This window comes from Streptomyces sp. ID05-26A, assembly GCF_033794685.1.
Classification (GTDB): Bacteria; Actinomycetota; Actinomycetes; order Mycobacteriales; family Pseudonocardiaceae; genus Lentzea.
The window spans coordinates 1,387,694-1,410,538 of record NZ_JARAYZ010000001.1 but is presented as its reverse complement, the minus strand read 5'-3'; the positions used below and the strand labels follow the sequence as shown (position 1 = coordinate 1,410,538).

General features: G+C 68.3%; 22 protein-coding genes. 15 read left to right on the top strand and 7 right to left on the bottom strand.

From position 1 onward, the window contains the following. Window positions 1-143: 143 nt before the first annotated feature. From PV646_RS06815 to yhjD, 5 genes are all read left to right on the top strand, one after another. Window positions 144-1,769, top strand: a complete 1,626-nt coding sequence (locus PV646_RS06815) for a TIGR03767 family metallophosphoesterase (protein ID WP_500340630.1) — start codon at window positions 144-146, stop codon at window positions 1,767-1,769. Between the two features lie 62 nt (window positions 1,770-1,831). Next, complete coding sequence (locus PV646_RS06810) at window positions 1,832-4,354, top strand: bifunctional FO biosynthesis protein CofGH (protein WP_500340629.1); 2,523 nt, start codon at window positions 1,832-1,834, stop codon at window positions 4,352-4,354. Window positions 4,355-4,477: 123 nt separating this feature from the next. Further along, window positions 4,478-4,669, top strand: a complete 192-nt coding sequence (locus PV646_RS06805) for a hypothetical protein (protein ID WP_500340628.1) — start codon at window positions 4,478-4,480, stop codon at window positions 4,667-4,669. Window positions 4,670-4,697: 28 nt separating this feature from the next. Then, window positions 4,698-5,723: a tryptophan--tRNA ligase gene (gene trpS / locus PV646_RS06800; protein ID WP_500340627.1), complete on the top strand. Its 1,026-nt coding sequence runs from the start codon at window positions 4,698-4,700 to the stop codon at window positions 5,721-5,723. A 24-nt stretch (window positions 5,724-5,747) separates the two neighbouring features. Continuing rightward, window positions 5,748-6,734, top strand: a complete 987-nt coding sequence (gene yhjD / locus PV646_RS06795) for an inner membrane protein YhjD (protein WP_500340626.1) — start codon at window positions 5,748-5,750, stop codon at window positions 6,732-6,734. A 58-nt stretch (window positions 6,735-6,792) separates the two neighbouring features. Here yhjD and PV646_RS06790 read toward each other — a convergent pair whose 3' ends face one another. Then, the gene (locus PV646_RS06790; protein WP_500340625.1) at window positions 6,793-8,061 is read right to left on the bottom strand and encodes a D-alanyl-D-alanine carboxypeptidase family protein; all 1,269 of its coding nucleotides are present in this window, start codon (window positions 8,059-8,061) and stop codon (window positions 6,793-6,795) included. Window positions 8,062-8,122: 61 nt separating this feature from the next. On the opposite strand from PV646_RS06790, the gene PV646_RS06785 reads away from it, so the two are divergent. Next, a complete protein-coding gene (locus PV646_RS06785) occupies window positions 8,123-8,350 on the top strand; it encodes an SCO4848 family membrane protein (RefSeq protein ID WP_030478462.1) in 228 nt (75 codons plus the stop codon). Between the two features lie 8 nt (window positions 8,351-8,358). Next, window positions 8,359-8,709: a hypothetical protein gene (locus tag PV646_RS06780; protein WP_500340624.1), complete on the top strand. Its 351-nt coding sequence runs from the start codon at window positions 8,359-8,361 to the stop codon at window positions 8,707-8,709. A gap of 96 nt (window positions 8,710-8,805) precedes the next feature. Here the strand turns inward: PV646_RS06780 and PV646_RS06775 are convergent, their stop codons facing one another. Beyond that, window positions 8,806-9,315 carry a hypothetical protein gene (locus PV646_RS06775; protein WP_500340623.1) on the bottom strand — a complete coding sequence of 170 codons (510 nt, stop codon included), beginning with the start codon at window positions 9,313-9,315 and terminating at the stop codon, window positions 8,806-8,808. On the opposite strand from PV646_RS06775, the gene PV646_RS06770 reads away from it, so the two are divergent. Next, entirely contained in the window at window positions 9,296-9,454 is a 159-nt protein-coding gene (locus PV646_RS06770; protein ID WP_500340622.1) for an LPXTG cell wall anchor domain-containing protein, read from the top strand. The genes PV646_RS06775 and PV646_RS06770 overlap by 20 nt on opposite strands. A 39-nt stretch (window positions 9,455-9,493) precedes the next feature. After that, window positions 9,494-10,408 carry a hypothetical protein gene (locus PV646_RS06765; protein ID WP_500340621.1) on the top strand — a complete coding sequence of 305 codons (915 nt, stop codon included), beginning with the start codon at window positions 9,494-9,496 and terminating at the stop codon, window positions 10,406-10,408. A gap of 112 nt (window positions 10,409-10,520) precedes the next feature. Here the strand turns inward: PV646_RS06765 and PV646_RS06760 are convergent, their stop codons facing one another. The 4 genes from PV646_RS06760 to sdhC are packed head-to-tail and all read right to left on the bottom strand — an operon-like array spanning window position 10,521 to window position 13,912. Further along, entirely contained in the window at window positions 10,521-11,306 is a 786-nt protein-coding gene (locus PV646_RS06760; protein ID WP_500342298.1) for a succinate dehydrogenase iron-sulfur subunit, read from the bottom strand. Next, a complete protein-coding gene (sdhA, locus tag PV646_RS06755; protein WP_500340620.1) occupies window positions 11,303-13,057 on the bottom strand; it encodes a succinate dehydrogenase flavoprotein subunit in 1,755 nt (584 codons plus the stop codon). The genes PV646_RS06760 and sdhA overlap by 4 nt, the downstream gene beginning before the upstream one ends. A 22-nt stretch (window positions 13,058-13,079) precedes the next feature. After that, window positions 13,080-13,487, bottom strand: a complete 408-nt coding sequence (locus tag PV646_RS06750) for a succinate dehydrogenase hydrophobic membrane anchor subunit (RefSeq protein ID WP_500340619.1) — start codon at window positions 13,485-13,487, stop codon at window positions 13,080-13,082. Between the two features lie 2 nt (window positions 13,488-13,489). Next, window positions 13,490-13,912, bottom strand: coding sequence for a succinate dehydrogenase, cytochrome b556 subunit (sdhC, locus tag PV646_RS06745; RefSeq protein WP_112264941.1), 423 nt, complete (start codon window positions 13,910-13,912; stop codon window positions 13,490-13,492). A 564-nt stretch (window positions 13,913-14,476) separates the two neighbouring features. On the opposite strand from sdhC, the gene PV646_RS06740 reads away from it, so the two are divergent. The 6 genes from PV646_RS06740 to PV646_RS06715 all read left to right on the top strand — a co-directional run bounded on the left by PV646_RS06740 (window position 14,477) and on the right by PV646_RS06715 (window position 21,259). Then, complete coding sequence (locus PV646_RS06740) at window positions 14,477-15,622, top strand: BMP family lipoprotein (RefSeq protein WP_500340618.1); 1,146 nt, start codon at window positions 14,477-14,479, stop codon at window positions 15,620-15,622. Between the two features lie 80 nt (window positions 15,623-15,702). Continuing rightward, window positions 15,703-17,283: an ABC transporter ATP-binding protein gene (locus PV646_RS06735; RefSeq protein WP_500340617.1), complete on the top strand. Its 1,581-nt coding sequence runs from the start codon at window positions 15,703-15,705 to the stop codon at window positions 17,281-17,283. Further along, on the top strand, window positions 17,283-18,356 hold the full coding sequence (locus PV646_RS06730) for an ABC transporter permease (RefSeq protein WP_500340616.1): 1,074 nt from the start codon (window positions 17,283-17,285) through the stop codon (window positions 18,354-18,356). The genes PV646_RS06735 and PV646_RS06730 overlap by 1 nt, the downstream gene beginning before the upstream one ends. Window positions 18,357-18,364: 8 nt before the next feature. After that, the gene (locus PV646_RS06725; RefSeq protein ID WP_500342296.1) at window positions 18,365-19,606 is read left to right on the top strand and encodes an ABC transporter permease; all 1,242 of its coding nucleotides are present in this window, start codon (window positions 18,365-18,367) and stop codon (window positions 19,604-19,606) included. Beyond that, complete coding sequence (locus PV646_RS06720) at window positions 19,599-19,988, top strand: cytidine deaminase (RefSeq protein ID WP_500340615.1); 390 nt, start codon at window positions 19,599-19,601, stop codon at window positions 19,986-19,988. The genes PV646_RS06725 and PV646_RS06720 overlap by 8 nt, the downstream gene beginning before the upstream one ends. Then, complete coding sequence (locus PV646_RS06715) at window positions 19,985-21,259, top strand: thymidine phosphorylase (protein ID WP_500340614.1); 1,275 nt, start codon at window positions 19,985-19,987, stop codon at window positions 21,257-21,259. Before PV646_RS06720 ends, PV646_RS06715 begins: the two co-directional genes overlap by 4 nt. On the opposite strand, the gene PV646_RS06710 is transcribed toward PV646_RS06715, so the two are convergent. Continuing rightward, window positions 21,256-22,719 carry a serine/threonine-protein kinase gene (locus tag PV646_RS06710; RefSeq protein ID WP_500340613.1) on the bottom strand — a complete coding sequence of 488 codons (1,464 nt, stop codon included), beginning with the start codon at window positions 22,717-22,719 and terminating at the stop codon, window positions 21,256-21,258. The two genes, PV646_RS06715 and PV646_RS06710, sit on opposite strands and share 4 nt — an antisense overlap. Between the last annotated feature and the right edge of the window lie 126 nt (window positions 22,720-22,845).

The window sequence follows — 22,845 nt, the reverse complement described above, 5'->3', positions numbered from 1 at the left end:
CCAGCCCGAACAGCCTTTATCGCTCTTGTCACCCACCTGACGGCTCGATTCAACCCTGCCGCTCCCTGAACATGAACACGATTCACCATCCATGAATCGGGGGCGGCATGACAGGGTTCAACCGGCGGTCTTTCCTCCTGGCGATGGGTGTGGGCGCGGCCGGCGTGCCACTCCTGGACCGCCAAGCGTTTGCGTCGACCGCGGGCACCACGCTCGACGTCACGGCAACACCGATCGGGACCAGCGGTTATCGCCGACTCCAAGCAGGTCCCGGCTGGCCGACGGTCGTGCGCGGCGACCTGATCGCGGCCAAGCCGAACAGGGCGGCCAGGCGAACAGCTCTGGCCAGCTTCGTGCAGTTCAGCGACATGCACATCTGCGACGCCCAGAGCCCGCTCCGCTTCGAGTACCTGCACCCGATCATGGGGTCCAGCGCGCACCGGCCGCAGGAGGCGCTCACGACGCAGGGGTCGACGTCGCTCGTCCGGCGGGTCAACGCCGTTCGCCGAGGACCGCTCACGAGCAGGCCCTTCGATTTCCTTATGACGACCGGCGACAACACCGACAACCACGAGAACGTCGAGCTCGACTGGTACCTCACGGTCCTCAATGGCGGTCGCATCACCCCGAACACCGGCGACAACAGGTACGAGGGCGTGCAGAACGCGGGTCTCAGCACCTTCTGGCAGCCGGACCTGAGCGGCAGCGACGACTACAAGGCGAAGGGCTTCCCGCAGCTCAGCGGACTGCTCGACGCGGCGGTCCGCGAGTTCACCAGCCCCGGCCTCGACATCCCCTGGTACTCGACGATCGGCAACCACGACGACAGCGTGGTCGGCGCGCTGCCGGACGGGTTGCTCGACGGCTGGTACACCGGCCGCAAGAAGATCGTCGGGTTCGGTGACCCCGTGCAGAACGCGAAGGTCGCGCGGGCGTTCAACGATCCCACGGCGATCCCTGAGGCCCTCACCATCCTCGCGGGCAACAGCGGCGTCGTCCGCACCGTGACGCCTGATCCGAGGCGCAGGCTGTTCAACACCGGCGAGTTCGTGCGCAAGCATCTACCGTCGGGCGGACACGGTTACACGGACGCCAACGCGGATGGTGTGGACGTCTTCTACACGTTCCGGATGGCGCCCGGTGTCACTGGCATCAGCATGGACACCACGAACCTCGCGGGGTTCTCCACGGGGTCGATAGGGCTGCATCAGCTCAACTGGATCGAGAAGACCCTCAAGCGCAACAGTTCGCTCTACTACGACTGGCTCGGCCTGCCGCAACGGCAGAACGTCACCGACGAGCTGTTCGTGCTCTTCAGTCACCACACGAGCTCGACGATGGGCAACGTGCTGCCGGACAAGCGCCGCCCGTTCGACCCGAGGATGAACGGCGACGCGTTGCTCAACCTCCTGCACCGATTCCCGAACGTGCTGGCGTGGGTCAACGGCCACACACACCGCAACGTCATCACCCCGCACCGGCACGACACGCCTGCACGGAGCTTCTGGGAGATCAACACCGCCGCGCACGTCGACTACCCGCAGCACGCCCGCGTGATCGAGGTGGCGGACAACGGCGATGGCACGTTGTCGCTGTTCACGACGTTGCTCGAAGCCGATGCGCCCTATCAGGTCGACTACGACGATCGCAGCGACACGGCACTCGCCAGCCTGTGCCGGGAGATCACCTACAACGACATCCACTCGCGGACGAACCCCCTCGGCACACCGCTCGACCGGAACACGGAGCTGCTCGTCGCCGTGCGCTGAAGTGGGATGTCCCACAGCCAGTCGCACCTGATCAGGAATTTTGGCGGCCTAAGGTCGTTTACGTGGCAGTGGACATCTCGCTAACCCCACCGCAGTCCCGTCCGAGTGCGGCGGCCATGCGGCGTGCGCTGCGCAGGGCCGCCGACGGTGCCGTGCTCGACGCGACCGAGGCCGCCGTGTTGCTGCACGCGCGCGAGGACGACCTGGACTCGTTGCTGACAGCGGCGGGCAAGGTGAGGGACGCGCACCTGCTCGCCGAGGGGCGTGCCGGGATCGTCACGTACAGCCGGTCGGTGTTCATCCCGCTGACGAGGCTGTGCCGGGATCGGTGCCACTACTGCACGTTCGCGACCGTGCCGCACAAGCTGCCCGCCGCGTTCCTCGAACGCGACGAGGTGCTGGAGATCGCCCGCGCCGGCGCCGCGCAGGGGTGCAAGGAAGCCCTCTTCACGCTCGGCGACCGGCCGGAGGAGCGCTGGCCCGCCGCGAAGGAGTGGCTGGAGGCGCGTGGTTACGAGTCCACTTTGGACTACGTGCGGGCCAGTGCCATCGCGGTGCTGGAGGAGACCGGGCTGCTGCCGCACCTCAACCCCGGTGTGCTGAGCTGGGAGGAGCTGACGCGGCTGCGGCCCGTCGCGTCCAGCATGGGCATGATGCTGGAGACCACGGCCGAGCGGCTGTGGAGCGAGAAGGGCGGCCCGCACTACGGCAGTCCCGACAAGGACCCCGCCGTCCGCCTGCGGGTGCTGACCGACGCCGGCCGCGTGAACGTCCCGTTCACCACCGGAATCCTCATCGGCATCGGGGAGACGATCGCCGAGCGCGCCGAGTCGCTGCTCGCGATGCGTCAAGTCGCGAAGCAGTACGGGCACATCCAGGAAGTCATCATCCAGAACTTCCGCGCCAAGCCGGACACGGCGATGCGCGGCATGCCCGACGCCGACCTGACCGAGCTCGCGGCGACGATCGCCGTTGCGCGCCTTGTGATGCCGTCGACCGTGAGCGTGCAGGCACCGCCGAACCTCGTCGGCGGCGAGTTCGGCCTCATGCTGCGCGCGGGCGTCGACGACTGGGGCGGCGTCTCGCCGATCACGCCCGACCACGTGAACCCCGAGAAGCCGTGGCCCCAGGTGGAGCAGCTCTCGGAGATCACCGCTCAGGCCGGTTTCTCCTTGCAGGAGAGGCTGAACGTCTACCCGCGCTACGTCCGCGCGGCGGCGGGGCAGTGGATCGACACCCGCCTCACCGCGCACCTTTCCGCGCTGGCGCTGGAGAACGGCCTCGCGAACCCGGACGCCGCCGTGGTCGGCCGCGAGTGGCAGGAACCCGACGGCGGGCTCGACACGTTCGGCCGCGCGGACCTCAACACCGCGATCGACACCGAGGGCCGCACGAGCGACCGCCGCGGTGACTTCGACGAGGTCTACGGCGACTGGGACGAACTGAAGATTCCCGTTGCCCCGCAACGACTCTCCGAAGACGTCCAACGTGGACTGAAGATCGCGGCGAACGACCCGGGCGCGTTGCTCGGCGACACCGAAGCCGCGATGGCCTTGCTGACGGCCGACGGCGACGCGCTGGAGGAGATGGTCCACCTCGCCGACGAACTGCGGCGCGAGGTGGTGGGCGACGACGTCACGTACGTGGTCAACCGGAACATCAACTTCTCCAACGTCTGCTACGTCGGTTGCCGCTTCTGCGCTTTCGCCCAGCGCGAGCGCGACGCGGACGCCTTCCGGCTCTCGACCGAGGACGTCGCCGACCGCGCGCAGGAGGCGTGGGACGACGGCGCCACCGAGGTCTGCATGCAGGGCGGCATCGACCCCAAGCTGCCGGTGACCTACTACGCCGACGTCGTGCGCGCGATCAAGAAGCGCGTGCCCGGGATGCACGTCCACGCGTTCAGCCCGATGGAGATCGTCTCCGCCGCGGCGAAGGCGGGCGTGAGCGTCCGTGAGTGGCTCACGGAACTGAAGGAAGCCGGCCTCGACACGATTCCCGGTACGGCGGCCGAGATCCTCGACGACGACGTCCGCTGGGTGCTGACCAAGGGCAAGCTGCCGACCGCGACCTGGCTCGACGTCGTCGGCACGGCTCATGAGCTGGGCATTCGTTCGTCGTCGACGATGATGTACGGCCACGTCGACCACCCCGGCCACTGGCTCACGCACTTCCGGGTGCTCGCGAACCTGCAGGACCGGACCGGCGGGCTGACCGAGTTCGTCGCGCTGCCGTTCGTGCACCGCAACGCCCCGATCTACCTGGCGGGAGTGGCCCGTCCGGGTCCCAGCCGCCGCGACAACCGCGCCGTGCACGCGTTCGCACGGTTGGCGCTGCACGGACGCGTGGACAACATCCAGTGCTCCTGGGTGAAGCTCGGCGACGAGGGCACCGCGGAGATCCTCAACGGCGGTGCGAACGACATCGGCGGCACGTTGATGGAGGAGACCATCAGCCGCATGGCAGGGTCCGAGCACGGATCGGCGCGCACTGTGAGTGAGCTTGAAACCCTGGCATCACTAGCAGGGCGTAACGCGCGTCAGCGGACTACTACATATGGGCGAGTGCGATCCGATCATCCGTGACCGATAGTCTGATTCGGCGCATGAACGCTACCGGCCATCGGTAGCTTGGCGGCCAATCAGTCAGCAAGGTTCACCCGTTCCGGGGTGAGTCTGTGCCTTGGGGAGGCTCGGCAAGTGCACGGCATGAGTCTGGTTCTGAGCGCTGCGGTCGAAAGCAGCATGACCGGCACCGCTGCTGGTCCCGTCGGACTGATCGCGGTCACCGCGGGCGTCGGCGGCATGGTGTACGGCCTGGTCAAGAGGCGTAAGCCCGCTCCGGTCATCGCGGCGAACCAGCGCATCGACCTGGTTCAGCAGGACACCGCGCAGAACTGATCTGCCCGGTTCTGAGAAGATTTCGTCCGTGTCCACGGAGAACGCGCCTGCAGAGCCCGTAAAGCGCCCCCGCGTCCTGTCCGGCATCCAGCCGACGGCCGGGTCGTTCCACCTCGGCAACTACCTGGGTGCGGTGCGGCAGTGGGTGGCCCTGCAGGAGGCGCACGACGCGTTCTACTGCGTCGTCGACCTGCACGCGATCACCGTGGAGCAGAACCCGAAGGAACTGCGGCAGAACACGCGCGTCTCGGCCGCGCAGCTGCTCGCGCTGGGGATCGACCCGGATCGGGCGACCCTGTTCGTGCAGTCGCACGTCCCGGAGCACGCCCAGCTCGGCTGGGTCATGCAGTGCATGACCGGCTTCGGCGAGGCGGCGCGGATGACGCAGTTCAAGGACAAGTCCGCACGCCAGGAGCAGTCCGTCGGCGTCGGCCTGTTCACGTACCCGATCCTGCAGGCCGCGGACATCCTGCTGTACCAGGCGCACTACGTGCCGGTCGGTGAGGACCAGCGCCAGCACCTGGAGCTGACCCGCGACCTGGCGACGCGCTTCAACTCGCGCTACGGCAAGACGTTCCGCCTGCCGGAGGCGTACATCGTCAAGGACACGGCCAAGATCTTCGACCTGCAGGAACCGACGGCGAAGATGAGCAAGTCGGTGCCCGGTGGCGTCGTCGAGCTTCTGGAGGACCCGAAGCGCTCGGCGAAGAAGATCCGGTCCGCGGTCACCGACACCGGCCGCGAGATCGTCTTCGACGTCGAGAACAAGCCGGGCGTCTCCAACCTGCTGACGATCTACTCGGCGCTGACGGGCCGCACGGTCGAGTCGCTGGTCGCCGACTACGACGGCAAGGGCTACGGCGATCTGAAGAAGGACCTCGGCGAGGTCTTCACGGAGTGGGTCACGCCGGTGCAGGAACGCGTCCGGATGTACCTCGACGACGTGGCGTCGCTGGACAAGATCCTGGCCTCCGGTGCCGAGCGCGCCCGCGAGGTCGCCGCCGGCACGTTGCGCCGTACGTACGACAAGATCGGCTTTGTCCTGCCCGAGTAGTGCAAGTGCACTAGCGTCTTGTGCGTGGACAAGTGGCGGCAGAAGTACGCGTGGCTCGACCACATCATTCGCGCATACGAGCGGTTCGACCAGCGGTACGGAACCCAGCACGCCGCTGCGGTCACGTACTTCAGCGTGCTCTCGCTCGTGCCGATCCTGATGATCGGGTTCGCGGTCGCCGGTTTCGTGTTGCAGTCGCAGCCGGACCTGCTGGCCTCGCTGCGCAGCAGCATCGCGGAGGCAGTGCCCGATCCGCAGCTGCGCACCCAGATCAACGAGGCCGTGGACACCGCCCTGGAGTCCAAGGGCACCGTCGGCATCATCGGTCTGCTCGGTGCCGCCTACTCCGGTCTCGGCTGGATGAGCAACCTCCGCGACGCCCTGACCGCGCAGTGGGGTCAGGCCAAGGGGGAGTTGCCGTTCCTCGGCACGCTGTGGCGTGACCTGCTGTCGTTGCTCGGCCTGGGCCTCGCGATCGTGCTGTCGTTCGGCATCACGGCGCTGGGCACCGGCTTCGCCGAGCAGGTGCTGGAGTGGATGGGCCTGGCCGAGGCCGGCTGGGCGCACGTCCTGCTGCGCATCGGCACGATCCTGCTGTCGCTGCTGGCGAACTGGATGGTCTTCCTGTGGGTGCTCTCGCGGCTGCCGCGCAAGCCCGTGGGGTGGAAGAGCGCGGTGCGCGGCGCGCTGGCGGGTGCGATCGGCTTCGAGGTGCTCAAGCAGGCCGCCACGATCTTCCTGTCGTTCACGACGAAGTCGCCGACCTCGGCCGCGTTCGGGTCGGTGATCGGTGTGCTGGTGTTCGCGAACCTCGTGGCGCAGTTCATCCTGTTCATCACGGCCTGGACCGCCACGGCCCGGGAGAACCGCGAGCCCGAGGTGGTGAAGGCGCCGCCGCCCGCGGTGATCCAGCCCGTGGTGTCGGTGCGGCAGGGCCCCTCGCCGTCGCTGATGATCGGCGCCGGCGCGGTGCTCGGTGCGGTCCTCGGACTGCGGTGGCGCCGCAAGTAGCCCGCAAGACGAAGAACGGCCCCGGCGCGCGTGCGCCGGGGCCGTCGTCGTTGGTGCCTCAGAAGCTCTGAGCCGCCTGCTGCGCGGCCTGGCGGCGTGCCCTGGCCGCCTTGGCCCGCTTGTTGCGGACGACCAGCACGAGGCCGGCCAGCAGGCCGAGAACCGCGACCGCCGTGATCGGGAGGCCGACGGTGCCGAACGCGGTGGGCGTCGGGCGGCCCGTCTCCGCGTCGGCCGCCACGTCCGGGGAGTTGCTGTTGGTGCTCTGGGTGGGGACGACGTTCTGCTTGGGCTGCGGCGCGCCGTCGACGAGCTTGCCGACACCGCCGGGGCCCATGGCGAAGCCGTAGTCGAGGAGCTTGCCGGCCTGGTTGTCGATGCGCGTGGGCGTCTGCTGGCCGCGCAGCAGCACCACGACGAGGCGGCGGCCGTTGCGTTCGGCCGCGCCCACGTAGGTGTGCTGCGAGTCGTCCGTGAAGCCGGTCTTCCCGCCGAGCGCGCCCTGGTAGTTCGTGAGCTGGCGGTTGTCGTTCTGCAGCACGATCGTGCCGCCGTTGCGGCCGGGGAACTGCGACTGCGGCAGCTTGATGGCCTGCGCGAACTCCTCGTACTTCATCGCGCCGCGGAAGATCAGGCCGACGTCGTAGGCCGACGTGCTGGTGCCGGGGCCGTCGAGGCCCGACGGGGTCACGGCGCGGGTGTCGAGGGCGCCGAGCTCCTTGGCCATGGCGTTCATCTTGCGCAGGGCGTTCGGCACGCCGCCGAGCTGACGGGCCAGGGTGTGCGCCACGTCGTTGCCCGAGGTGAGCAGCAGACCGTGCATCAACTGGCGGACCGTGTACTGGCCGCCGTCCTTCAGGCCGACGCAGGTGCACTCCTGCTGCGTGTCCTCGGCGCTGGCGGTGACGACGAGGTCGCCCCGCAGTTCCTTGGCGACGACCATCGCGAGGAGCACCTTCATGATGCTCGCAGGGCGCTGACGGCCGTGCGGGTCGTACGCGGCGAGGACGGCGCCACTGTCGATGTCCGCGAGCATCCACGAGGCAGCGGTGATGCCGCTGGGCGGCTGCGCCGAGTTCGGCGGCAGGATCAGGCCGCACTCGCCCAGCCGGTCGCCGCCGATGGGCTTCTCCGGCACCTCGAGCGGCGTCGGGGCCTTCTGGCCGGGCGCCGGCTGCTCGGACGTGTCCACCGGTGGAGGCGGGGTCTCGCGGTTAGCGCACTGCGCCGAGCCGGCGGCCTGCTGTGCGGTGCTCGTCGGTGCGGCGAACGCGGCGGTGGCCGTTGCTAGGACCAGGGCGACGATGAGCCGTTTTGGGAAGGGCACACGTTCAGGCTATCCACCCCCGTTCAGCCGCTTGCACGCGCCACGTCTGATACTGGTGAACGTGAAGCTCTCGCGCCCGATGTCACTCTTCCTGGTGGCTTTCGGGGTGTGGTCGTGGGTGATCTGGCCCACGTTCCTGAAGAACATCTGGAAGGACCCGCGTTCGTTCAGCGACGGACCTACGGCCTTCTTCACGGTGCACCTGGTGCTCGTGATCGCCTCGCTCGTGTTCGGCACCGTCATCGGCGTGCTGGGCGTGCGGGGATTCCTCGCCACTCGACGTCGATAGGAAACGCTGTGGATTTCGTACGGCTGCTGCTGGTGTTCCTGCACCTGCTCGGCATGGGCATGCTCGTCGCGATGATCATGTTGCAGGCGAAGGCCGGCAAGGACGCGCCGGTCAACAAGGGCTGGCTGCACGGCGCGGGTCTGCAGTTGCTGACCGGCGTCGCGCTGGTCGGCATCGACCCGCTGGTCGACGCGGTGAAGTACGACCACATCAAGATCGGCGTGAAGCTGCTGGTCGTCGTCGCCATCGCCGCCGTCGTGGCGATCAACGTCAGCAAGCCGAAGGCACCGTCCTGGCTGCTGCCGACGGCCGCGTCGCTGGTCGTGCTGAACGTCGGTGTCGCCGTCTTCTGGACCTGATCGGGCGATGTAGTGATCACTCGCGGGTGACATGGGCGTTATTTCCCCCGACGTGTTGTACCCGCGCGCCACCATCCGTGGCATGTCACGTATCGCCTATATCGGTGTGCTCACCGCCGGGGCAGTGTTGACGGTCGTCTCACTGCACGGTGCCGCCCCGGAGGCCTCGGCCTCCGGGGATGGCCAGGTGTGCGCCGCTGCGTGGTGCCCGAAAGAACGTCCGGGATGGCGCGCGCCGTCGCCGCGAGGCGAAGAGCCTCCGTCGTCGACCACGACCACCCCGGCAACGACCACCACCACCCCGTGCACGACGACCTCGACCACCACGACGACGCCGCCGGTGACCACCACCACGACCGAGTCCACGACCACGACGACTCCGGTGACCACCACCACGGAGTCCACGACCACCACGACGGACACGACGACGTCCACCACGTCGTCCACCACCACGACCAAGCCGACGTCGTCGACCACGACCTCGTCGTCGTCGACCACGACGCCGCCGACCTCGACGACGACGTCCGGCACCACCACGCCACCGGTGACGACGACCACCACGAAGCCGTGGCTCACGACGCCGCCGGTGACCACCACCTCGGCCACGCCCCCGGTGCACCAGGACAACCGCCTGGCCAACACCGGCACCTCGCCGGTGTGGACGCTGCTGCTCGGCGTGCTGATGCTCGTCGGCGGCTCGATCCTGATGCTGCTCGACCGCGCCAGGCGACAGCCCAGGCGCTGACCGCCAGAAACTGTCGGTGCTCTTCGTCACACTGATGACGTGCGAATCGAACACCTGCGCGAACGCAGCGATCTCGGCGTCATCAGTGCCGGCACCCTGAAGTCACTGGGTGTCACCGATCCGTGGCGGAGATGCGCCTCGGGCGGGCCGTGGCAGCGCATGTACCCAGGTGTGGTGCTGCTGCACAACGGCCCGCCCACCCCGGACCAGCAGCTGACCGCGGCCCTCCTGCGAGCGGGCCCGGGAGCGGCGGTGACGGGCGCCGAAGCCTGCCGCCGCCACGGCCTCCCGGCCCGCGGCACGGAGATCCACCTGCTGGTGCCGGGCTCGGTGCGCGGCAGCGGCTCCCTGGTTCTCGAACGAGCCTCACCGGTCCCCGCCGCCACCGACGTGGGCGGCTTCCCCGTGGTGTCCGCCGCTCGCGCGGTGGTGGACGCCTGCCGCCTCATGCGCTCGGTGGACGAGGCGACGGCACTGGTGGCCGCCGCCGTTCAACGAGGCGCCTGCACGCCTGAGGAGTTGCGCGCGGAGGCCCGCACGAACCGCTTCGGCACGAAGCTGGTCCGCACGGTGCTGCGCGAACTCGGCCGCGCGGAGTCGGTGGCAGAACGGGACGCCCGCCGGTTGTCGCGCAGGATCCGGCTCACCACACCGCACTGGAACACCACGATCTGCGGCGTCGATGGCGTGGTCATCGGCCGACCCGACGCCTGGTACGACGACGTGGGCCTGGCCTGGGAGATCGACTCGAAGGCCTTCCACTACAGCCCACGCGACTACGAACGCACCCTCGCCCGCAACAGCCGCTACGCGGCAGCGGGGATCCTCGTGGTGCAAACGCTGCCCACGCGCCTGCGCGACCACCCGGAGGCGGTGGCACGCGAGCTCAAGGCGGCGCACAGGGCGGCTGCGGCGAGGCCCCGGCCGCCGGTGCACGTGGTGGAGGTGACCTGAGGCGCAGAGGTGTTGGAGAGCGAGGAACGCCCGGCTCGGGCGAAGCGACCCCGGAACACCGAAGCGCCGCGCCCCCAACGGGAACGCGGCGCCTCGAAGCAACCAAGAACGGTCAGACGCGCTTGAACAACAACGCCCGCTTCACTTCCTGGATCGCCTTGGTGACCTGAATCCCACGAGGACAGGCATCAGTGCAGTTGAACGTGGTCCGACAACGCCAAACACCATCGATGTCGTTCAAGATGTCCAACCGCTCCTCAGCCCCCTCATCGCGGGAGTCGAAGATGAACCGGTGCGCGTTCACGATCGCAGCAGGCCCGAAGTACGAGCCCTCGGTCCAGTAAACCGGGCAGGACGTCGTGCAGCAGGCGCACAGGATGCACTTGGTCGTGTCATCGAACCGCTCACGGTCGGCGACAGACTGAATCCGCTCACGGGTCGGCTCGTTGCCGTAGGTCACGAGGTACGGCTTGACCGCACGGAAAGCCTCGAAGAACGGCTCCATGTCGACGAGCAGGTCCTTGTTCACCGGCAGGCCCTTGATGGGCTCGATGGTGATCGTGGTGTGCTTGTCGCCCTTCTCGAGCAGGTCCTTCAACAACACCTTGCAGGCGAGGCGGTTGACGCCGTTGATGCGCATGGCGTCCGAACCACAGATGCCGTGCGCGCACGAACGCCGGAAGGTCAGCGTCCCGTCCACGTACCACTTGATGTGGTGCAGCAGGTTCAGCACGCGGTCCGACGGGAGCGCCGGGATGTCGAACGAGTCCCAGCGCGGCTCGTCGTCGATCTCCGGGTTGAACCGGCGGATCTTCACGGTGACCGTGACAGCGCCGTCCGGAACCGGGGGCTGCGAGCCGCGCGAGCCGGAAACAGTTTCAGCGGTGGCGGTCATCAGTACTTGCGCTCCATCGGCTTGTACCGGGTAAAGGTCACGGGCTTGAAGTCCATGCGGATGTCCGCGGAGAGACCGTCGCCCTGCTTGTAGAACATGCTGTGACGCATGAAGTTCGTGTCGTCGCGGTTCGGGTAGTCCTCGCGGGCGTGGCCGCCGCGGGACTCCTTGCGCTGCAACGCGCCGTGGACGAGCACCTCGGCCAGTTCCAGCAGGAAGCCGAGCTCGACGGCCTCCAGCAGGTCCGTGTTGAAGCGCTTGCCCTTGTCCTGCACGGAGATGTGGGCGTAACGCTCCTTCAGCGCCTGCACGTCGTGCAGTGCCGTCTTCAGCGTGTCCTCGGTGCGGTACACGGACGCGTTGGCGTCCATGGTGGCCTGCAGTTCGGTGCGGATGTCCGCGACGCGCTCCTGGCCGTGCTCCGACAGGGCCAGCGCCACCTGCGCCTCGACGTTCGCGGCCGGGTTCTCCGGCAGCTCGACGTGCGACTCGCGGGAGTTCGCGTAGTCCGCGGCGGCGATGCCGGCGCGGCGGCCGAAGACGTTGATGTCCAGCAGCGAGTTCGTGCCGAGGCGGTTCGCGCCGTGCACGGACACGCAGGCGCACTCACCGGCGGCGTAGAGGCCCGGGACGATGTTGTCGTTGTCCCGCAGCACTTCGCCGTGGATGTTCGTCGGGATGCCACCCATCGCGTAGTGCGCGGTCGGGTACACCGGGACGGGCTCGACGACCGGGTCGACGGCCAGGTAGGTCCGCGCGAACTCGGTGATGTCCGGGAGCTTCGTCTCGAGGACCTCGGCACCGAGGTGCGTGCAGTCCAGCAGCACGTAGTCCTTGTTCGGACCGGCGCCGCGGCCTTCCAGCACCTCGAGGGCCATCGAACGGGCCACGATGTCGCGCGGCGCCAGGTCCTTGATGGTCGGGGCGTAGCGCTCCATGAACCGCTCACCCGAGGCGTTGCGCAGGATCGCGCCCTCGCCTCGTGCGCCCTCGGTCAGCAGGATGCCGAGGCCGGCCAGGCCGGTCGGGTGGAACTGGTAGAACTCCATGTCCTCCAGGGGCAGGCCCTTGCGGAAGACGATGCCCATGCCGTCGCCGGTCAGCGTGTGGGCGTTCGACGTGGTCTTGAAGACCTTGCCGAAACCGCCGGTCGCGAACACGACGGACTTGGCCTGGAAGACGTGGATCTCGCCGGTCGCGAGCTCGTAGGCGACGGCGCCGGTGCAGACCGGGCCGTTCTCCGTCTCGGTCAGGCAGATGTCGAGCACGTAGAACTCGTTGAAGAACTCGATGCCGTGCTTGACGCAGTTCTGGTAGAGCGTCTGCAGGATCATGTGGCCGGTGCGGTCCGCGGCGTAGCAGGCGCGGCGCACGGCGGCTTCACCGTGGTTGCGCGTGTGGCCGCCGAACCGGCGCTGGTCGATCTTGCCCTCGGGCGTGCGGTTGAACGGCAGGCCCATCTTCTCGAGGTCGAGAACGGCGTCGATCGCCTCCTTCGCCATGATCTCGGCGGCGTCCTGGTCGACCAGGTAGTCGCCGCCCTTGATCGTGTCGAAGGTGTGCCACTCCCAGTTGTCCTCCTCGACGTTGGCGAGGGCGGCGCACATGCCGCCCTGAGCCGCGCCGGTGTGCGAACGCGTGGGGTAGAGCTTGGTGAGCACCGCGGTGCGGGCGCGCTGGCCGGACTCGATCGCCGCGCGCATTCCGGCACCACCAGCGCCGATGATGATCACGTCGTACTTGTGGAACTGCATTGTGGTGGGCTCCCCGCGCGGGTCAGTTCGAGATGTTCGGGTCGAAGGTGAAGATCACGAACGTGCCGAGCGAGACGATCAGGACCATCGACACGTAGAGCAGCATCTTCAACCAGAACCGGGTGGAGTCCTTGCGGGCGTAGTCGTTGATGACCGTCCGCACGCCGTTGCCGCCGTGGATCTGCGCGAGCCAGAGCATCGCGAGGTCCCAGAACTGCCAGAACGGGGACGCCCAGCGGCCGGCGACGAAACCGAAGTTGATGCGGTGGATGCCACCGTCGAGGATGTTCATGATGAACAGGTGGCCCAGCACCAGGATCACGAGCAGCAGCCCGGACAGGCGCATGAACAGCCAGCTGTAGAGCTCGCCGTTGCCGCGGCGGGCCGCAGGGCGGCGCGGCGAACGGGGCTTGTCGAGTGCGAGCGACATGGTCAGTGGCCCCCAACCAGCTCGGAGATCGTGCGCACCAGCATGAAGTAGGCGCCCGGGATCATGACGGCGATCCACACGCCGAGCACGGTCCAGAGCATGACGCGCTGGTACTTGGCGCCCTTCTCCCAGAAGTCGACCAGCATGACCCGGATGCCGTTGAGCGCGTGGTAGAGCACCGCGCCGACGAGGCCGACCTCGAAGAGGTTGACGACCGGGTTCTTGTAGGTCTCGATCACCGCGTCGTAGGCGTTCGGGGACACCCGCACGAGTGCGGTGTCGAGCACATGGGTGAAGAGGAAGAAGAACGTGAGGACACCGGTGATCCGGTGGGCGACCCAGGACCACATGCCCAGATCACCGCGGTAGAGCGTCCCACCCCCTCGGGTGGTGCCCGACCGCTCGGGTGCGCCTGCGCTGGTCATGCGCCGCGGCCTCCAACGTCAGTGGTGGTGGTCGGCGAACAGTTCTGCCCGACCATGACCGGAAAATCCTAGTCCCGCACGTTGGAACACTCCCAGCAGGCGCACCCGCTCTGTGATCGATGAGACACGCTGTCGATCGGCCAAGCGGTCTTTATCGATACCGAAATGCGGTCTGCGCCACAAAAGGACGACGGCCCGGACCTCCGCCATGGCTCCGGGCCGTCGTCGTCGGCAAGGGCACTTGCCACCCTTCACACGTCTCGCGGCCCGCGAACGGTTCAACGTCGCCCGCCGAAATTTCGTCCAACTTCGAACCGCACCTCTCCCGGCGAGCGGAACTGCTCCAACCGGACGAAGATCAGAGCTGGGAAGTGGCTGAAGGGGACGTTTCGCCACGCCCCGAACACGAGTGATCACCACTGGTACGGCCAAAGCGTCGAATGCGTAACCGATAGGGGTCTTTGTAGGTGCTGACGGCAACGGGGTTGGTTACTAAGAGGTACGGTGCCGCCTCTAGGCCTCAACAACGTCGTTGAGGAGGGAAACTCAGGGAGGAGACGAGCCGTGCGTCGTCGTATGCGTGGTGTCGCGGTCGCCGCGATCGCGTTGACCAGCGTGATGACTATGGCCGCCTGCGCGAAGGACTCGGGTGGCGGGAGCAACAACGCGGGTACCGGTACCGGTGCCGCCTGCGAGTTCGCCGAGGCCCCGAGCGCGCCTGCCACCTCGAACACCAGCGCCGCCAACGGTGACAAGGTGGACGCGAGCGCGCTGAAGATCGGTCTGGCCTACGACATCGGTGGTCGTGGCGACGCGTCGTTCAACGACTCCGCCGCCGCCGGTCTCGACAAGGCCATCGCGGACATGGGCGTGAAGAAGGAGAACACGCGCGAGCTGTCCGCCGCCCCGAACGAGGACGAGTCCGCCAAGCAGACCCGTCTGCGCCAGCTGGCGTCCGAGGGCTTCAGCCCGATCATCGGTGTCGGCTTCGCCTACGCCGAGTCGATGAAGCTCGTCGCCGCGGAGTTCCCGAACGTCAAGTTCGGCCTGGTCGACTCGGCCGTCGAGGGTGCCACGAACGTCACCCCGCTGCTGTTCGCCGAGCAGGAGGGCTCCTTCCTGGCCGGCGTCATCGCCGCGTACCAGAGCAAGAAGTGCCACGTGGGCTTCGTCGGCGGTGTCGAGATCCCGCTGATCCAGAAGTTCGAGGCCGGCTACTTCCAGGGTGCCAAGGCCGCCGCGCCGAAGATCCAGGTCGAGAAGAAGTACATCACCCCGGCCGGTGACTTCACGGGCTTCCAGGACGCCCCGAAGGGCCAGGAAGCGGCGAAGGGCCAGATCGACAAGGGCGCCGACGTCATCTACCAGGCCGCGGGCGCGTCCGGCAAGGGCATCTTCTCGGCTGCCAAGCAGGGCAACGTGCTGGCCATCGGCGTCGACTCCGACCAGTACAACCAGGCGACCGTCGCCGACACCAAGGACGTCATCGTGTCGTCCATGCTCAAGCGTGTCGACGTCGCGGTCTACGACTTCGTCAAGGCCGTCGCGAAGAACGACATCGCGTCCCTGCCGAAGGTCTTCGACCTGAAGGTCAACGGTGTCGGCTACTCCACGTCGGGTGGCAAGATCGACGCGAAGCTGCAGGGCATCCTCGAGGGCTACAAGGCCCAGATCATCGAGGGCAAGATCAAGGTCGCGGACAAGCCGTAGTCCGAAAGCCGCACGCACACCGGGCCCTGTGAGGTAATGCCCTCACAGGGCCCGGTGCGTGGTAGGAGGAGCACTCGACGATGAGCAGTTCCACGTCCGTTGGGACGGACGAACACCCCGCGGTGGTGCTCACAGGCATCACCAAGCGATTCCCCGGTGTGGTCGCCAACAGCGACGTCCACCTGACCGTCCGCCGTGGCGAGGTCCACGCCCTGTGCGGTGAGAACGGCGCGGGCAAGTCCACCCTGATGAAGATCCTCTACGGCATGCAGCCGCCGGACGAGGGCACCATCGAGGTGAACGGCGAGCAGGTGCGGTTCCGCACCCCGTCGGACGCCATCAAGGCCGGTATCGGCATGGTGCACCAGCACTTCATGCTCGCCGACAACCTCACCGTCCAGGAGAACGTCGTCCTGGGCGCCGAGGCGATGTACGGCATCGGCAAGAAGGCCCGCGCGCGCATCATCGAGCTCTCCGGCAAGACCGGCCTCAACGTCGACCCCGGCGTGCTCGTCGAGCAGCTCGGTGTCGCGGACCGCCAGCGCGTCGAGATCCTCAAGGTGCTCTACCGCGGCGCCAAGGTGATCATCCTGGACGAGCCCACCGCCGTGCTCGTGCCGCAGGAGGTGAGCGAGCTCTTCGACACCGTCCGCGGCATGCAGGAGCAGGGCTACACGTTCCTGTTCATCTCGCACAAGCTCGACGAGGTCCGCGCGATCGCGGACTCCGTCACGGTGATCCGCCGCGGCACGACCGTGGGCAGCGCCGACCCGAAGACCGTCAGCTCCCGGCAGCTCGCCGAGATGATGGTCGGCAGCGAGCTCCCCAGCCCGGAGACCCGCGAGTCCACCGTCACCGACACGGTCGTGCTGGACGTCAAGGGCCTCAGGCTCATGACGCCCGACGGCTCGCGCCCGATCCTCGACGACGTCGACATGGTCGTGCGTTCCGGCGAGGTCGTCGGCATCGCGGGCGTCGAGGGCAACGGTCAGACCGAGCTCGTCGAGACGATCATGGGCATGCGCAAGGCCGGCAGCGGCACGATCACGCTGCAGGACAAGGACATCACCAAGCTCGGGACGCTGGCCCGGCGCGAGGCGGGCATCGGTTACGTGCCGGAGGACCGCCACCGCCACGGCCTGCTGCTCACCCAGCCACTTTGGTACAACCGGATCCTCGGCTACCAGACCCGCAGGCCGACGGCCAAGGGCGTCTGGCTCGACACCGACGGCGCGAAGAAGGACACCGAGCGGATCGTCGCGGACTTCGACGTCCGCACGCCCGGCATCGACGTGCCCGCGGCCGCGCTCTCGGGCGGCAACCAGCAGAAGCTCGTCGTCGGCCGTGAACTGTCCGGCGACCCGGTGCTGCTGATCGCGTCGCACCCGACCCGCGGTGTGGACGTCGGCGCGCAGGCGTTGATCTGGGACGAGATCAAGCGCGCCCGTGCCGCCGGTCTCGCCGTACTGCTGATCTCGGCCGACCTGGACGAGCTGATCGGCCTGTCGGACACGATCAAGGTCATGCTGCGCGGCCGTCTGGTGGCCGACGCCGACCCGAACACCGTCACGCCCGAGGACCTCGGCAGCGCGATGACGGGTGCGGGCAGCACGAGCGCCGCGGTCCAGGAGACCGCGGTGGTTGAGGAAGGCGAGCACTGATGGGACACCTGCGCGGCAAACTCCTGCCGCCCGCGTTGGCGATCGTCTTCTCGTTGCTGTTGTGCGGCGTGGCGCTCGTCATCTCCGGCGCGAACCCGCTCAGCGCGTTCGGCGCGATGGTGACGCAGGTCGGCAAGGGCACGACCCTGATCGACATCATCAACTCGACGGGCATCTACTACATCGCGGCGCTCGCGGTGGCGATCGGGTTCCAGATGAACCTGTTCAACATCGGTGTCGAGGGCCAGTACCGCGTCGCGGCCGTCATCGCGGCGGTCGTCGGCGGCTCGATCGCGCTGCCCACCGGCATCCACACGCTGGTGATCATCATCGTGGCCGCGCTCGCCGGTGCCGCCTGGGCCGCGATCCCCGCGATCCTCAAGGTGACGCGGGGCGTCAACGAGGTCATCTCGACGATCATGATGAACGGTCTGGCCATCGGCCTGTCCGCCTACCTGATCCGCCGCGACGTGTTCGGTGAGCTGCGGGGCAACAACATCCGCACCGCCGAGATCCCGGAGAGCGGCTGGATGCCCGGTATCTCGTTCGGTGGCGGCGGCACGATGTTCGGCTTCATCTTCGTGGCCATCGCCCTGGGCATCGGCTACTGGGTGATGATGAACAAGACCCGGTTCGGCTTCGAGCTGCGCGCGTCGGGCGAGTCGTCCACCGCCGCGTCGGCGGGTGGCGTGAGCGCCAAGAAGATGGTGCTGTTCTCCATGCTGATCTCGGGCGCCATCGCGGGCCTGATCTCGCTGCCGGAACTGCTCGGCCGCGACCACACCTTCAGCCTGAACTTCACCGCGGGCATCGGATTCTCGGGCATCGCGATCGCGCTGCTCGGCCGCAACCACCCCGGTGGCATCGCGTTCGGCGCGCTGCTCTGGGCGTTCCTCGACAAGTCGGGCCTCGCGCTCGACAACGTCGGGGTGCCCAGGGAGATCGTCACCATCATGCAGGGCTCGATCGTCCTGTCGGTCGTCGTCGCCTACGAGGTGGTGCGGCGCTTCGAGCTCGCCTCGGAGCAGCGTCGCGTCGGCCGTGAGCTCGGAACTGTCGGAGGTGCGGCGTGATCAGCACGATGGAGGAGAAGCCGCACATCCCGGCGGCGCCTCGCAAGCGCAAGGTCCCCGGCTGGGCCGTGGCCATGCTCGGTGTCGCGGGCGCGATCGCGTTGCTGTCGATCACCTCGATGCAGACCGGGTTCCCGCAGCTCACGTCGTCCGGCACGACCCAGACCGCGGTCCGGCTCGGCCTGCCGATCCTGCTCGCCGGTCTCGGCGGCCTGTGGGCGGAACGCGCCGGCGTGGTCAACATCGGCCTCGAAGGCATGATGATCATGGGCACCTGGGGAGCGGCGTGGGCCGGCTACCAGTGGGGTCCTTGGGCCGCCGTCGTCGCGGCGGTCGTGTTCGGTTCTCTTGGTGGTCTGCTGCACGCGATCGCGACGGTCACGTTCGGCGTCAACCACATCGTCTCCGGTGTGGCGATCAACCTGCTCGGCGCCGGTCTGACGAAGTACCTGTCGACGCTGGTGTTCTTCCCGCTCTCGAACAACCCGCGCCAGTCGCCGCCGGTCGCACCGTTCGACACGTACTCGGCGGGTGGCCTCGGGGACTGGCTCGGTGAGCTCGAAGCCGGGCAGCGCCTGTTCATCTCGGACGTCGCGGGCATCCTGCGCGGCCTCGTCACCGGTGTCTCGCCGCTGACGATGCTCGCGATCCTGCTGCTGCCGCTGTCGTACTACCTGCTCTGGCGCACCCGCTTCGGCCTGCGCCTGCGCTCGGTCGGCGAGAACCCGCACGCCGCGGACTCGCTGGGCGTGAAGGTGTACTTCCACAAGTACGTCGCCGTGATCGTCTCCGGTGGTCTCGCCGGCCTGGGTGGCGCCGCGCTGGTGCTCAACCCCGGTCAGCTGTCCTATCTGGAGGGTCAGACCGGCGGCCGCGGCTACATCGGCCTCGCCGCGATGATCTTCGGCAACTGGCGGCCCGGCGGTCTGCTGGGTGGTGCGGCGCTGTTCGGTTACGCCGACGGCCTGCAGCTGCGTTCGGGCGGCGAGACGGTGCTGGCGCTGGTCTACGGCGTGGTGCTGCTGCTCGGCGTGATCGTGGTGTGGCAGCTCATCCGCCGGAAGTGGTACTCCGCGGCGGCGGCGATCGTCGTGGCCGTGCTGATGTACCTGCTGTACATCAGCCTCGACGAGATCCCCAGCGAGTTCGTGTCCTACGCGCCGCACATGGTGACGTTGGCCGTGCTCGCCGTTGCCTCGCAACGCCTGCGAATGCCGGCCGCCGACGGTGTGGTCTACCGCCGTGGCTGACGTCGACTGGGACCTGCTCCGGGCACGGGCTGTGGAAGCGGCGTCGTTCGCCCACTGCCCGTACTCGGGGCTGCAGGTCGGATCCGCGGCGTTGTGCGACGACGGCCGCATCGTGACGGGCTGCAACGTCGAGAACGCCTCGTACGGCGTGGGCCTGTGCGCCGAGTGCACGATGGCCGGGCAGTTGCGTCTGACGGGTGGCGGCCGGTTCGTGGCCGTTGCCTGCCGGTCCGGTGCCGGTGAGCTGCTGATGCCGTGCGGCCGGTGCCGTCAGGTTCTCTACGAACTGGGCGGCCGGGACTGCTTGGTGGACACGCCTTCCGGTGTGTTGCCGATGTCGTCGGTGTTGCCGGACGCGTTCGGACCGGAGGACCTGCCATGAGCTTTTCCGCAGTGGACGTCATCCGCGCCAAGCGTGACGGCGCGGCGTTGTCGGACGCGCAGATCGACTGGGTCATCGACGCGTACACGCGCGGCGCCGTCGCGGACGAGCAGATGTCCGCGCTGGCGATGGCGATCTTCTTCAACGGCATGACGGCCGCCGAGACCGCGCGCTGGACGCAGGCGATGATCTCGTCCGGCGAGCGGCTGTCGTTGCACGTGGATCGCCCGACCGTCGACAAGCACTCGACGGGCGGTGTCGGCGACAAGATCACGCTGCCGCTGGCACCTCTCGTCGCCGCCTGTGGCGCGGCCGTGCCACAGCTCTCGGGCCGCGGGCTGGGCCACACCGGCGGGACCCTGGACAAGCTGGAGTCGATTCCCGGGTGGCGGGCCGCACTGTCCACTTCGGAGATTCTTTCTCAGCTCTCGTCGGTCGGTGCCGTCGTTTGTGCTGCCACCGAAGGACTTGCTCCGGCCGACCGCAAGCTCTACGCGTTGCGGGACGTCACCGGCACCGTCGAGGCGATCCCGCTGATCGCGTCGTCGATCATGTCGAAGAAGATCGCCGAGGGCGCCGAGTCACTGGTGCTGGACGTGAAGGTCGGCTCGGGCGCGTTCATGAAGGACCTTCGGTCGGCCCGTGCTTTGGCCGAGGCCCTGGTGGCCATCGGCGTCGAGCACGGCGTGCGGATCTCGGCCCTGCTGACCGACATGTCCGTGCCGCTGGGACGCGCGGTCGGCAACGCGGTCGAGGTGGCGGAGTCCGTCGACGTGCTGCGCGGTGGCGGCCCCGCCGACGTGGTCGAGCTGACGGTGGCGCTGGCACGCGAGATGTTGTCGCTGGCCGGGATCTCCGTTGATCCGGCTGCCGTGCTGGCGTCCGGTGAGGCTTTCGAGGTCTGGGCGCGGATGATCCGGGCCCAGGGCGGCGATCCGGATGCTGCCCTGCCCGTGGCGTCGCACAAGCACGTTGTCGTCGCGCCCGCGTCCGGCGTGCTGTCCACTTTGGACGCTTACGGCGTCGGGGTGGCGGCGTGGCGCCTCGGTGCCGGCCGGGCCCGCAAGGAGGACCCGGTGCAGTTCGGCGCCGGCGTGCTCTGCCTGGCCAAGCCCGGCGATGTCGTCGAGGCCGGGCAGCCGTTGCTGGAGCTGTACACCGACACCCCGGACGCGGTGGCCGGTGCGTTGCAGGCGTTGGAAGGCGCCTACAGCGTTGCCGACTCCGCGCCGGAGCGTTCACCGCTGGTGATCGACACCATCCGCGGTTAGCCGACGAGCGAGCCCGCCAGGGGCGACCTGTCCTGCTTCCACAGCACGCACAGGACCTCCTGGCGGCCCGGCGCGGCGGCGTCGTTGTACGCCTCCCACTCCTTCTGCGTCGGCACGAGCCCGGTGAAGCCGAGCGGCTCCTTGATCTTCGGCTCGATGACCTTGAACTGCTCGGTGCAGTAGTTCTTGGCGAAGTCGGCCAGCCACTGCGTGCCGGGGTAGGCGATGTCCTTCGGCTTGTCCCACAACGGGGTCGCGGCCGAGAAGAGCTGGATGCCGTGCGGACCGCTGCACGGCACGTCCTGCCGCACCGGCGAGCCCTGCGTGAGGAAGTCCTTGGCGCACTGCGTGCCCGAGAGGTTCCACTCCGGCACGTCACCACCGCGTCCGAACGTGGCGATGCGCCGTGACGGCAGCGGCGCGCCCACGGGCAACGACGCGGGGTCGGTCCACTCGGTGGAGTTCTCCTGCGTCTGGTTCGTGCTGGTGTTCGGCCCGGCGTTCGTCGTCTCCTTGGGCTTGAGCGCCTGGTAACCGGCGAACGCGGCACCGGCGAGCAGGGCGATGCCCACGACCACGGCGGCGACCTTGAGCGCGGTGCCCTTCTTCTTGCCGTCGTTGTTGTTGTGCGGCAACGAAACCTGCGTGGCGCCCTGGACGATCGCGGTCAGCATCTGCCGCGCGTGCGGTGCCGTCAGCCGGCGTGCGGGATCGACGGTCAGGAACCCGCGGATCACCTCGGCCAGGCCGGGCGAGGCCCGTCGCAACACGGGCGGCTCGTTCATGACCGCGTGCAACGTCGACGCGGTGGACGTGCGTTCGAACGGGCTGACACCCTCGACGGCGTGCGCCATCGTGACACCGAGCGCCCACAGGTCGGACGCCGGCGAGGCCTCGAAGCCGTGCAGCCGGTCCGGCGACATGTACGCGGGCGAGCCGACGATGCCGCCGTTGTGCGTGAGGCGCGGGTCGTCCATGGCCTGCGCGATGCCGAAGTCGGTGAGCTTCACCGCGCCGTCCGGCCGCACCATGATGTTGCTGGGCTTGACGTCCCGGTGCACGATGCCGGCCTGGTGCGCGGTCTCCAGCGCGCCCAGCACCTGCAACGCGACGTTCGCCATCCAGGTCGAGTCCCGCGGCCCGTGCCGCTGCACGATGGAGGCGAGGTCGAGCGCGTCGACCAGCTCCATCGCGAGGTAGGTGCGGTCGTTCTCGCGGACGATGTCGTAGACCGTCACCACCGCCGGGTGGTTCAGCCGGCCCGCGGTCCGTGCCTCGCGGAGCATGCGCTCTTCGAGGACGTTGCGCTCCTCGGCGGCCATGCCCTGCGGTGGGTGCAGCTCCTTGAGCGCGACGGCCCGGTTGAGCACCTGGTCCTGCGCACGCCACACGACGCCCATCGCACCGCGGCCGAGTTCGGCGAGCAGTGAGTAGCGGTTGGCGACAACTCGCTGTTGCACGGACTTCCCTTCTGGACGCCCCCGGCTGCCCTTTTGGTCACCCCCAGCTGGCGCGAGCATAACCACGGTGCGTGTGAGCGCTCTCGTTGTGGTCACGTGATGCGGGGTGGTGGCGGTTCAACAGCG